Here is a 12,390-nt window from a genome sequence, read left to right as displayed (position 1 = left end):
AAATGATTAAATGTATATTTTAAATACTAATTATACGCTCAATAACGCAAATAGCACTTAGTTTATGCGCTGCGCCATGCAGTTATAAAGCTAACAGCAGAGCAGCTAATAGCGATGCTGGCAGCAATTAAATCGTGCTGTAAATAACAAAGAGCTGACATGATTATTGTCGCACTACCAAACAAGCCCAAGATTAAAGGTTTTTGAGATACCTTTTGTATTTGTACTTGAGTGCGAGGAGTTCGCTTTAAATTTTGATAAATTAAATCCGGTAGCTCGGGCATTTTTTCTGCCCAAAAAGGTAAATTAGCATACATTTGTTTCAATACAGATAATGGGCCGACTTGTTGTTTTACCCAGTCTTCTAAAAAGGGTTTAGCTGTTTTCCATAAATCCAGTTGCGGGTAAAGCTGTCTGCCTAACCCTTCAACATACAATAAAGTTTTTTGTAGTAGTACGAGTTGAGGTTGTACCTGCATATTAAAGCGGCGTGCGGTATTAAATAAATTAACAAGCACATGACCAAATGAAATTTCAGCAAGTGGCTTGTTAAATATAGGCTCACACACTGTACGAATCGCAAATTCAAATTCTTCAATGCTGGTATCGGGTGGTACCCAACCTGAATCAACATGTAGCTGGGCAACTTGGCGATAATCACGATTAAAAAAGGCAATGAAATTTTCAGCTAAATAGCGTTTATCTTCTTTATTAAGCGTACCAACAATACCACAATCTATACCAATGTATTTTGGGTTTTCAGGATGTTCGCGAGAGACAAATATATTGCCAGGATGCATATCAGCATGAAAAAAACTGTCTCTAAATACTTGTGTAAAAAACACCTCTACACCGCGTTCAGCAAGTAATTTCATATTAGTATTTTGTGCTAATAGTGCATCAGTATCAGAGACAGGTATGCCGTAAATACGCTCCATCACTAATATATTATGGCGGCTATAATCGCTATAAACTGCAGGGATATAAAGAGAATCAGAATCTTCAAAGTTACGCTTAAGCTGAATGCCATTAGCGCCTTCTCGCATTAAGTCGAGTTCATCAAGGAGTGTTTTTTTATACTCTTTAACAACTTCTACAGGGCGCAGGCGCTTTGACTCGTTATGTACTTTGGCAAGTACTTTAGCGAGCTTCTCCATTAACGCTAAGTCAGCATTAATCTGTTCATGAATATTTGGACGAATAACTTTTATTACAACATCTTGCTCAATGTTGTGCTCATCAATAAGTTTTGCTGTGTGGACTTGCGCTATAGATGCCGAGGCCAGCGGTGCTTGTGAAAACTCACTAAATAATTCACTTATATCATTAATTTCGAGTGCTTTTTCAATGATTTCTTGTGCAAGTTCACCTTCAAAAGGTTGTACCTGATCTTGTAAAAACGCGAGCTCTAGGGCTATATCGTGTGGTAGTAAATCGCGACGGGTGGAGAGCATTTGGCCAAACTTAATCCATACAGGACCAAGCTCTTGTAATGCAAGACGTAAACGCAACCCTACTGATTTTTCTTTATGCTGATTGCGTAGCCAAAAAAAGCTTCCACGCATTATTTTGGCAAACCAGGGCGTTTTATGCTTAGGGACTAACTCATCTAACCCGTAGCTAAGTAGTGTTTTAGTGATGTAATACAATCGTGCAGTCGACACAAAAAATCCTTAGCGGGTTACGATGTTTAATAAGGCGTTTATACGCTGCTCAATAGCAGCAACTTGGCTTTTAATTACTCGGTTTTGTTGTTTGAATTGCTCAAGCTCTAAGGGATGAATAGTTATAGCAAGCTCATCCTGACATAAACTAGTAAGTGTAGTGGCTAACTGCTTTTTTACTTTACTGCTTTGCTGCTTGAGCGAGGTTAAGTGTAAATAAAGTTGCTGGGCCGGGCCATCGCCAATATGCTTTGATAGTTGTTCTGGCCAATCAATATCTAAACTCGAAAATGCGTTACTGTAAGTTTGGGCAATATTCAAATCACCTTGCAGGTCGAGTTTATCTTGGCGTATTAGCTGGGTAAGCATCGCTGGATTTTTTAGCGCAATAAGCGTATCTATATCGGCGCTTATCATGCAATCAGCGTTATCACTGCTTTGTGCGGTATATAAATGTAGTTTTTTATCAGCAAAAACGAGTTGGATTGTTTGTTGCCAATCTCTTACTTCAACAACTAAACGCAGCTCTTTAACTTCATTTAGTTTTTTTGAAAGCTTTGGGTCGAGTTTAAGTGCTTGATTAAGTACATGCTCGATAAGCGAAAGTACAAAGTTAGGCAACATGAAAAAAGTAGATGTGGTTGACCTATCATTATTTTTTTCAGTTACTTGTTCAAGCGCCATATCACTCTGCCTTAGTATTTAAAACCACGGTGAAGTGCAACAATACCACCTGTTAGGTTTTGATAAGTTGTTTGTTCAAAGCCAGCGTCATCCATCATTGCTTTAAGGGTATCTTGATCTGGATGCATACGAATCGATTCGGCTAAATATTTGTACGACTCGCTGTCGTTAGCAACTAGTTTGCCCATTGTTGGTAATAAATTAAATGAATAAAAATCGTAAGCTTTACTTAGTACTTCATGCTCAGGCTTGGAGAATTCTAGCACTAGTAAGCGACCACCTGGCTTTAAAATACGGTACATAGAACGAAGTGCTTTGTCTTTATCGGTTACATTACGTAAACCAAAAGCAATAGTGATCACATCAAAGCTATTATCTGGAAATGGCAGCATTTCGGCGTTCATTTGTACGTAGTCAATATTACCAACAAGACCCAAGTTATGCAGCTTCTCACGGCCCACTTTGAGCATTGAGGAGTTAATATCGCCTAAAACAACTTGACCTGTTTCACCGACTAATTGACTAAATTTAGCCGTTAAATCACCAGTGCCGCCAGCTAAATCAAGTACATGATGGCCTTTGCGAACACCAGAACTGGCAATAGTTTGACGTTTCCATAAGCGGTGCACACCAAAAGACATTAAATCATTCATTACATCGTATTTTGCTGCAACTGAGTGAAATACGTCTGCAACCATTGAGGCTTTGTCGTTTTCAGCTACCGTTTTATAGCCAAAATGCGTGGTCTTTTGCGGTGTTTCGTTCATGATTAATCTCTATCGTGGCAATAAGCACTAGTGTACTTTATTGTGTACTGCAGGTGCAATTTGAATATGATTTATCAGGTGATTTAATGCCCCGCAATAAAACAACTTTGCCCAAGAGATCGAGCTTTAAAAGCTGCATTTGAGGCTTTTTTAGCAAGTTGATTAAAGTCATCTTGTTGCTGATGCTGTGCAATACCTAATGATAAGTTTATAGCGGGTAGTTTTGTGCCACTTTTTGAGCTAACAAATCGCAACTTTTCTACCCCATTACGTACTTTTTCGGCTATTAAAGTTGCCGTTTCAGGATCAATGTCGGCGAGTAATATAGTAAATTGGTCTTTAGCAGTCCGTCCAGGTAAACCGCTTTGGAATACATACTTTTGTACTTGCTTAGCGACTTTATTCAAAATAACTTCACCAAGAATATCACCATAATTATCAACAAAGTGATCAAGGTTATCTATTTGAACAGCAATGGCACAAATGGACTTTTCTTGATTTGTCCAAACTTGGGTTTGTTGAGTTAAATAATGACGTTTATAAAGGCCCGTTTGGCTATCTACTATATGCTGCTTTCGGAGCTGAGTTAATTGCTTTTGCGTTTTTTCGTGTAACTTTTTAGCTTTGCTAAGTTCTTTCTTAAATTGTTTATGCTGCTCTAGTAACTCTACGGTTTGTGTATTGAGGATTTTAAGGGCTTTACGGCTTTGTTCTATACTGTTTTCATCAAGCGTATGTACACATTCATTTACTTGATCAGCAAAGCGGATAATTTGTTTTTCTGTTGCTTGAGCATTTCGAGAAAGTGACCCGATAATACCGTCAACATTTTGAATCATCGAGACTTGAGTTGTGTGCCCTTCATTTAAAAATTGAAAATATAATTGTTCAATTAAAACACTGTCTATATTTTCTTCTGTTGCAATCGCACGTTCTAGTGCATTTTTAAGGTTTATATTGGCTTGGCTAATATAGGTATAAATTACTTGAAAATTAAGCGGGGTTGGCGGCAGCGCATAACGCTCTAAAAACACACACACTTTAGTCATCTTTTCTTGTGCAATTGCCATGGAATCATGGAACATCATTTTTAAATACCAACTGAGTACGCATAAGAGTTAATTTAAATATCTCATTCCGTGAGGCGGTTATGCATCCGAGCTTTTATTATTTTTTACTACAGTAATCGTTATGGCGGTTATTTAAAAGTAAAAAAAGAGTTACGGAACTTAAATTTTCATTTTAACAACTCAATAGCTGCTTTTCTCATCAATTAAGCTTGTTTTTACTTCTGTTGATATACTTTACTCTCGAAATACACTTAGTTTTAGTAAGGTTTATAACCGTTGATTGGTCTCATTTACTTGCTATTTATTTAGCCTACGATAGCTTTGTGATATCTATTACATCGTCAAGTTAAATTGCAATGAATCATTTTTTACAGCGGCCAATGCGCCATTCTTTACTTGGTTTCATGTTTTTATGCTCATTAAGTGCATGTCAAATAACAACGCAAAATGCAGATCAACAGTTTACGCAGATAGCCAAAAGCATTGTTGATTACAGACAAAGCATTAATCCTTATAGCAATGGAAAAGGGGTTAAAGGTTACTTGTTACCAAATCTATCGCCCGAATTTTTAGCGCAAGAATATAAGAATAAAACACAGTTACTTGCCGATTTAGATACCGTCAGCATTGATAAATTAAGTGATGAAAATCAAATAAACTTCAGCATTATTCGAGCACAAGTACAAAACAGCGTTGATGAGTATATATTCAATGCGCATTATATGCCGCTTACATCAGAGTATGGTTTTCACTCTGGATTATCATACATCATCAATAGCTCTCAATATAAAAATCAGCAAGATTTCGATACATACCTTGCACGTTTGGCGCAAGTTCCGCGGTTTTTTGAACAAAACATATATTGGATGAAAAAAGGGATAGAAACGGGCCTTACTCAACCTAAAGCTGTGCTAGAGGGTTACGAAGATTCAATTAATGCTTACATTGTTGACGATATAACTACATCTGAGTTTTATAAACCTTTTTTAACTAATACTGCTGGTTTGAGCGATAGTGAATTTAAGGCACTACAACAAAAAGCTAAAAACATTATAAAAGAAGATGTTATACAGTCTTATAAAAATTATTTAGTGTTTTTTACGCAGCAGTATCGACCTAGTGCACGCACAAGCGTTGGCATATCAGATACACCTAATGGCGAGGCATTTTATAAAAACAGAGCTAAGTATTACACTACTACCGACATGACGCCTAAAGAGATTCATGAACTTGGATTAAAAGAGGTCGCTCGAATTCGCAGTGAAATGGAGGACGTAATAGCTGAAGTAGGTTTTAAAGGCACATTCGCCGAATTTATTCACTTTTTACGTACGGATCCACAATTTTATGCCACAACACCAGAGCAGCTTTTAAAAGAAGCATCTTATATTGCTAAAAAAATGGATGCACAGCTGCCTAAGCTATTTCATACCTTGCCACGTAAACCTTATGGCGTAGCCCCCGTACCAGCCAATATTGCTCCTAAATACACAACAGGCCGTTATTCTGGCTCTAATCGAGATGATGAAGCAGGTTATTATTGGGTGAATACTTACGCATTAGATAAGCGCCCTCTCTATGTTTTAGAAGCGTTGACTCTGCACGAAGCAGTACCAGGACATCATTTACAAATATCACTTAATGCCGAGCTTGAAAATCTACCGAGCTACCGTCGTGATGCTTACCTTTCGGCATTTGGCGAAGGTTGGGGGCTTTACTCTGAATACTTGGGCTTAGAAGCTGGCTTTTATCAAGACCCATATAGCCGTTTTGGTCGCTTAACTTATGAAATGTGGCGAGCAGCACGTTTAGTTGTTGATACGGGAATGCACATGTATGGCTGGAGTAGAGATCGGGCTATGAACTTTATGAGCGAAAACACCGCGCTTTCGCTGCATAATGTTAAAACGGAAACCGATCGTTATATATCGTGGCCAGCACAGGCACTGTCATACAAAATTGGTGAGTTAACTATTAAACGTTTACGCGCTGAGGCAGAGCAAGCGCTTGGGAAAAATTTTGATATTCGTGAATTCCATCATCAAATATTACGCCATGGTTCAGTACCTTTATCAGTGCTAGAAACACAAGTACGTATGTATATAAAAAATGAATCAGTTAAGCTGGAAAGTAAATAAGTATAATTTTTAAAAATGGGTACTGAGTTGTTTTTATAGCTATGTAAGTTAGTACTCTGTTGGTAAGTAGTTGTATTTATTTTAAGTAAGCAGGTTAGTAATTATGATGAGCCATTTAGTTCATTAAAGCGGTCAGTACTTATTAGGTTTTATTTTAAAAATCACCAAGGGTCATAAATGAGCAATTTTATAATGTTTAGTATCGATATATTTGCAAGTATGTTTATAGTTTTACTCGGGTGCGTTGTGCTTACTGTAATTGTTTTTTATTTTCGCGATATTACACAAACTAAGCACGCTATAAGGCGAAATTACCCCGTGATAGGGCGTTTTCGGTATTTTTTTGAGCGCCAAGGGGAGTTCTTCAGGCAGTACTTTTTTGCGCAAGATAGAGAAGAAATGCCATTTAATCGAGCTGAACGAAGCTGGGTTTATCGTGCTGCAAAAGATGTTGACCGTACTGCGGCATTTGGCTCTACGCAAAGCTTAGAAGTAACGGGTACAGTTATGTTTATGAACTGTGCGTTTCCTACTTTAGATGAAGAAGCGCTCGACCCGAGTAATGTTACTTTGGGTCCATACTGTAAAACACCTTACACCACCAACTCGCTATTTAATGTATCAGGTATGAGCTTTGGTGCGTTATCAAAACCCGCTGTACGTGCTTTATCAAAAGGAGCTAAGTTAGCAGGTTGTTGGATGAACACCGGTGAAGGGGGATTAAGCCCTTATCACTTAGAAGGTGGGGCTGATATTGTTTTTCAAATTGGTACAGCTAAGTATGGTGCACGAGACGAGCACGGTAATTTAAGTACTGAAAAGCTTAAAGAAATAGCGGCTCACGAACAGGTTAAAATGTTCGAACTAAAAATGAGCCAAGGCGCTAAACCTGGCAAGGGTGGAATGCTTCCAGGGCGCAAAGTTAATGCCGAAATAGCTAAAATTAGGGGGATACCAGAAGGGCAAGATTCGATTAGCCCCAATGGTCACCCTGAAATTAAAAATCCAGCCGATATTCTTGATATGATTGCCACTGTACGTAACGCGACAGGTAAGCCTACAGGGTTTAAAGCTGTTATTGGTGCATACGGATGGTTAGAAACGTTGTTCGCTGAAATAAATCATCGTGGTATCGAGTCTGCACCTGACTTTATTACCATAGATAGTGCTGATGGTGGTACGGGCGCAGCACCGCAACCGCTTATGGATTCGGTGGGTTTACCACTGCGCGAAAGTTTACCGCTTGTAGTTAATATGCTTGAAAAACATGGGCTTCGAGATCGTATTAAAATAATCGCTTCTGGTAAATTAATTGTTCCTTCAAAGGTTGCTTGGGCATTGGCGCTCGGTGCTGATTTTGTTGTATCGGCTCGTGGTCATATGTTTGCACTGGGCTGTATTCAAGCAATGCAATGTAATAAAGATACTTGTCCAACCGGGATCACTACGCATAACGAGCGTTTGCAACGCGGCTTAGATGTAGCTGATAAAGCGCAGCGAGTAGCTAACTATAATAAATACATTCATTATGGCGCTGGGCTAATAGCTCATTCTTGTGGTGTGACTAGTGCACGCGAATTAAAACGTGAGCATGTACGTATAGTGCAAGAAAGTGGGCTTTCGGAACCGCTTGATAAAATTTACGAAAACTACAAGTAAGTTTTAACTAACTAGAAGGCGCTAATAGCGCCTTTTTAATGTTTGTTAGTTTAATTGGCTTATTAATAAACTAAAGAATGCTTCTTTGTTGTTGCATGTTTGTGCATTTAAAATAAGTTGCTTGCCTAGTGCTAATGTTTGTTTTTGCACTGTAAGGCGCGCATTCTCATCACTAATACTATCTATATCGCTTACGTGCGCAAGCCCTATAGTACGCCTAATTAGCTCAGCACCACAGTAACCAACAGCATCTTGCAATACGTTTTTCATAAAGTATTGCGCATAGCCTACTGGCGCTAGTGATTCATCTGTTGTTTTAGTGCGTATTAATTCAAGCCATTGCTGCTCAAATAAACTATAGGTGTCTACGATACAGCTAAGTAAATGTGTTTGGTAATTACGACGAGCCACAAAATCTTCAATATGCCCGTATTGTGCGCAGTAATTTAAAAGTAAATTACCAATAAAAGAGCCAATATCGAACCCAACAGGACCAAAAAAACCAAACTCAGGATCGATCATCTTTGTATTATTACAATCAACAAAAATACTGCCGCTATGCATATCACCATGAAGTAATGTTTGCGGGTTAGATAAAAAATTAGCTTTTAATTTTGCTATTTCTAACTTTAATGCGCTGTTTTTTTGTATTGCATCAACTTCGCTTTGTAGTTGATCTGGGTAGTTATTGCGTTCGTGCCCAATGTACGGGTCGCTAAAAAATAAGTCTTCAGTGATTTGGCAAAGCTCAGGATTAGTAAATTGGCTAACGAGCGCTTTTTTAGTTTGCGCGGTTAAGTAAAAATCTGAATTATAAAAGCCGGTGTGGCTTAAGTAGGTAGCTACATGCTGTGCCAATTTAGGAAATTGCTCTGCATTATTTTGTGCAGTACGCAATATTTGGAAATTACCTAAATCTTCTAAAATAGTAAGGGCTTGTATTTCACTATAATGTAAAACATTAGCAGTATAAGTAGGGCAAATAGCACCATGGTTAAGTAAAACTTGTGCTTCTATACGGGCTCTATCAAGTGTTAATGGCCACGACTCACCCACGCAACGCGCGTAAGGCAGAGCTTGCTTTAAAATAACACTATTGTTTTGCTCATCAGTAATTCTAAACACTAAATTAAGATTGCCATCACCAAACTCATACGCAGATAAGGTTTGTCCGGAATCAAAAAAATTACATTGTTTAGATTCAATTAATGTCGATACGTAATCGATAGCGCGCTGTGCGTTAAAAGCAACATAGTTAGTCATGGTTTTAATCTCAAAAATCAGCTTTTAAGCATTCTATACCTTTAAATGTTTAGATGTCTACAAGTCTAACTTGAGAGTTATTCAAAGTGGTGTAAAATAACGTTACGCATTTTTAATACCTTAAGCATTATGCAAAATTTAATCGCAAGCAGTTTAAAATATGAAAACGGGTCGCTTAGTGTGCTCGACCAATATTTACTACCTCACCAGCAGGTATGGCATCAGTGCCATGATGTAGAAACCATGAAAGAGCTGATCATTAACTTAAAAGTGCGTGGAGCTCCACTTATTGGTTTAAGCGCGAGCTTGTTAGTGGCGTATTTAGCTGAGCAAGGGGTAGTGAAAAGTGAGCTTGAAAAAGCAATCAATGAACTAGAAGCCACTCGTCCAACGGCGGTTAATTTAATGCATTGTATGGCGGCATTGCGAAAAGCTTTAACGCGAAGCGATTATGTTGCCGGTATTGTTAGTACTGCTGAGCGGTTGTTTATTGAAGATATTGAGCTGTGTGAACGAATGGCAAATCGTGGTGCCGAGCTTATAAATAGTGGCGACAACATATTAACTCATTGTAATACAGGGGCGCTTGCAACCGCTGGTATTGGTACTGCACTGGGTGTTATTTACAAAGCGCAGCAAAAACATGGCAACGTACATGTGTGGGTTGATGAAACACGACCATTATTACAAGGCGGCCGCTTAACGGCCTTTGAGCTTGAGCGCTGGAAAATACCTTACACATTAATTTGCGATAATATGGCAGCAAGTTTAATGGCTGCAGGTAAGGTAGATAAAATAGTAGTAGGGGCTGATCGTATTGCCGCCAATGGTGATTTTGCTAATAAAGTGGGCACCTATAATTTAGCCGTACTTGCGTATTTTCATAACATTCCATTTTATGTAGTTGCGCCTATTACCACGCTTGATACCAACACCGCGTGTGGTGATGATATAGAAATAGAGCAACGTAATACTCAAGAAGTGCGCGGGGTTAGCGGTAGCTTTGGTGAGGCTTTATGGGCACCGACTAATGCTAATGTATATAACCCTGCATTTGATATAACGCCGGCAAAGCTGGTCACAGGGTGGGTGTTAGACACGGGGGTTTATAACCAAAGTCAGGTAGAAAATGGCGATCTCATAAAGCTTAAGTAACTTCGCGGTATTTTTGGTCCACGTTATGTATTAGTGTGGACCAAGGTTTTGAATGACCAACTTACGATAATAGTGGAAATTGCTCTGCAATAGACGAGTCAGTGCTTTTTGCTACCCAGCCTTCTGTATTGTTAAATAAGCGAATGGCAGTAAACTCAGGGTCGCTTCCCATATCAAACCAATGCGGGGTAAGTTCAGGCACTGAAATTAAATCGCCTTGTTGGCAAAGTACCTGATAAACCTTATTGCCTAAATGCAGGCAAAATAGCCCTTGGCCTTTTACAAAAAAACGCACTTCGTCTTCACTATGGGTATGTTCAAATAAAAACTTTTTGCGCAGCTCTGATGCGCCAGGGTTACCTTTAGCTAGAGATATAACGTCTACTGTTTGATAGTCATTTTCAGTTTTTAACCGATCTATATCGCTTTTGTACGCACTAATAATTTGCTCATGGGTGGTGTACTCATTAATATCTGCATTTGCTTGCCACTGTTCAAAACGTACGTTTACTTTAGCTAGTTGCTTTGCAATATCATCAGCATCTGATGTGCTTACAAGTGTCTTGTTTGCATCGTTGTCGGCATACACCGTTAATTGGCTCATACTAATTGCTCCAATTTAAATTGGCTAAAGTCATTAATATAAGGGTGTGCTTTAGTACTTGCTTGCCCATCACGAATTAAATGTAGTGTTTTTAAACCCACAGCCTGCGCGGCGTCAAGCTCACCGGTTACATCACTTAAAAAGAGTATTTCTTCTGCTTGAAATGGTAACAGTTCAACAATGGTGTTATAGGCAGTTCGCTCTTGCTTTGCGCCAACTTTGGTGTCAAAAAAGTCAGAAAACAAGCTGCGAATGTCGCCATAATCACTGTATTTAAAAAGCAACAGCTGCGCTTTTACCGAACCAGATGAGTACACATACAAAGTAATATCGTTGTTGTGTTGAGCTTGTAAAAAATCAAATGCATCTGGGTATAAATGACCCTTAAAATCGCCGTGTTCATACCCTGTTTGCCAAATTAAGCCTTGTAACTGCTTAAGTGGAGTGATTTTTTTATCTTCATCAATCCAGGTAAGTAAGGCGCTAATGACTTCTTCTATATCGGCGTTTGGCTTTTCGATAAGGGCTTTTACGGCACTAATTTGCTCGGCTACATCCGGTTTATTAGCATTGGCACGTATAAAGGTAGGTAACTGTTTTGCCGCGTAAGGAAATAATACCTCTTTAACGAACGAAATACGGGTTATTGTGCCTTCGATGTCGGTTAAAATGGCTTTAATCATTTAGTTACTCCCGCTTGAATACCTATTATTTTTAGGCGTTCTAGTTCGCAGCTAAATAAAAACTCTAAGGCTTCTAGGTGGCGACGAACTTCATCAATATTACGTCCTACTGCATATAAACCATGACCACGTATCAGTACGCCATGCTCTATAGGTGTATGTAAATGATGGTCACTGACCAGCAGGCTTAATCGGTCAATATCTTGATCGTTATCGAAAATAGGAATGCTCAGCGTTTCTAAATGCGAAGTAAAGCCGCTCAGTGCTTTTTGCATTTCATAGCCTGTTAAATCAAGCTGATGCCCTTGGGTAATTTGCGACAGTACGGTAGCGGCTACAGAGTGAGTATGCAAAACACACTGCGCATCAGGTATAAGCTGATACAAACTTAGGTGTAATTGTGTTTCTGCCGATGGTTTTACAGCTCCTGCTAGGCGCTCGCCTTGGTGATCTAATTGCAAAAAATGCGCTTGCGTCAGTGAGCCTTTATCGTGCCCACTTGCTGTAACAACAAAGCCAGTGCTAGTACGAGCTGAAAAGTTTCCGCCTGTTGCGGGTACCCAGCCTTTTTGGCTAACCCATTTTCCGGCTTCAATAAGTTGTGAAATAGCGGTATTGTTTTGCATACATTCCTCACTAATGAGCGTAAAGTTAATTGTTTTTAGACGGCTATACTTCTGTTTTAAGCAATGATAGCATCGCT

General features: G+C 39.0%; 11 protein-coding genes. 3 read left to right on the top strand and 8 right to left on the bottom strand.

Features of this window, described 5'->3' with window-relative positions:
* Window positions 1-62: 62 nt before the first annotated feature.
* From ubiB to D172_RS16930, 4 genes are all read right to left on the bottom strand, one after another.
* Window positions 63-1,664, bottom strand: a complete 1,602-nt coding sequence (ubiB, locus tag D172_RS16945; protein ID WP_007378024.1) for a ubiquinone biosynthesis regulatory protein kinase UbiB — start codon at window positions 1,662-1,664, stop codon at window positions 63-65.
* 9 nt (window positions 1,665-1,673) lie between these two features.
* Window positions 1,674-2,348: a ubiquinone biosynthesis accessory factor UbiJ gene (locus D172_RS16940; protein WP_007378025.1), complete on the bottom strand. Its 675-nt coding sequence runs from the start codon at window positions 2,346-2,348 to the stop codon at window positions 1,674-1,676.
* A gap of 11 nt (window positions 2,349-2,359) precedes the next feature.
* Window positions 2,360-3,115, bottom strand: a complete 756-nt coding sequence (ubiE, locus tag D172_RS16935) for a bifunctional demethylmenaquinone methyltransferase/2-methoxy-6-polyprenyl-1,4-benzoquinol methylase UbiE (protein WP_007378026.1) — start codon at window positions 3,113-3,115, stop codon at window positions 2,360-2,362.
* An 83-nt stretch (window positions 3,116-3,198) separates the two neighbouring features.
* The gene (locus D172_RS16930) at window positions 3,199-4,185 is read right to left on the bottom strand and encodes a GGDEF domain-containing protein (protein ID WP_007378027.1); all 987 of its coding nucleotides are present in this window, start codon (window positions 4,183-4,185) and stop codon (window positions 3,199-3,201) included.
* A gap of 356 nt (window positions 4,186-4,541) precedes the next feature.
* Between D172_RS16930 and D172_RS16925 the strand changes: the two genes are divergently transcribed.
* Both D172_RS16925 and D172_RS16920 read left to right on the top strand, forming a co-directional pair.
* The gene (locus D172_RS16925) at window positions 4,542-6,323 is read left to right on the top strand and encodes a DUF885 domain-containing protein (RefSeq protein WP_007378028.1); all 1,782 of its coding nucleotides are present in this window, start codon (window positions 4,542-4,544) and stop codon (window positions 6,321-6,323) included.
* A gap of 177 nt (window positions 6,324-6,500) precedes the next feature.
* Window positions 6,501-7,982 carry an FMN-binding glutamate synthase family protein gene (locus D172_RS16920; protein ID WP_033023783.1) on the top strand — a complete coding sequence of 494 codons (1,482 nt, stop codon included), beginning with the start codon at window positions 6,501-6,503 and terminating at the stop codon, window positions 7,980-7,982.
* Window positions 7,983-8,027: 45 nt separating this feature from the next.
* Here D172_RS16920 and mtnK read toward each other — a convergent pair whose 3' ends face one another.
* Window positions 8,028-9,245, bottom strand: a complete 1,218-nt coding sequence (gene mtnK, locus D172_RS16915) for an S-methyl-5-thioribose kinase (protein ID WP_007378030.1) — start codon at window positions 9,243-9,245, stop codon at window positions 8,028-8,030.
* Window positions 9,246-9,374: 129 nt separating this feature from the next.
* On the opposite strand from mtnK, the gene mtnA reads away from it, so the two are divergent.
* Window positions 9,375-10,400: an S-methyl-5-thioribose-1-phosphate isomerase gene (mtnA, locus tag D172_RS16910; protein ID WP_007378031.1), complete on the top strand. Its 1,026-nt coding sequence runs from the start codon at window positions 9,375-9,377 to the stop codon at window positions 10,398-10,400.
* Window positions 10,401-10,461: 61 nt separating this feature from the next.
* On the opposite strand, the gene D172_RS16905 is transcribed toward mtnA, so the two are convergent.
* Genes D172_RS16905 through D172_RS16895 form a run of 3 tightly spaced genes read right to left on the bottom strand, consistent with a single transcriptional unit; the run spans window position 10,462 to window position 12,313 of the window.
* A complete protein-coding gene (locus D172_RS16905; RefSeq protein WP_007378032.1) occupies window positions 10,462-11,004 on the bottom strand; it encodes a 1,2-dihydroxy-3-keto-5-methylthiopentene dioxygenase in 543 nt (180 codons plus the stop codon).
* Window positions 11,001-11,687 (bottom strand): acireductone synthase, encoded by a 687-nt coding sequence (gene mtnC / locus D172_RS16900; protein ID WP_007378033.1) that lies wholly within the window; start codon window positions 11,685-11,687, stop codon window positions 11,001-11,003. The genes D172_RS16905 and mtnC overlap by 4 nt, the downstream gene beginning before the upstream one ends.
* Entirely contained in the window at window positions 11,684-12,313 is a 630-nt protein-coding gene (locus tag D172_RS16895; RefSeq protein WP_007378034.1) for a methylthioribulose 1-phosphate dehydratase, read from the bottom strand. The genes mtnC and D172_RS16895 overlap by 4 nt, the downstream gene beginning before the upstream one ends.
* Window positions 12,314-12,390: the final 77 nt, after the last annotated feature.

This window comes from Pseudoalteromonas sp. Bsw20308 (assembly GCF_000310105.2).
Classification (GTDB): Bacteria; Pseudomonadota; Gammaproteobacteria; order Enterobacterales; family Alteromonadaceae; genus Pseudoalteromonas; species Pseudoalteromonas fuliginea.
The sequence above is the reverse complement of the archived record's forward strand: the minus strand, read 5'-3'. Positions and strand labels throughout refer to the sequence as shown.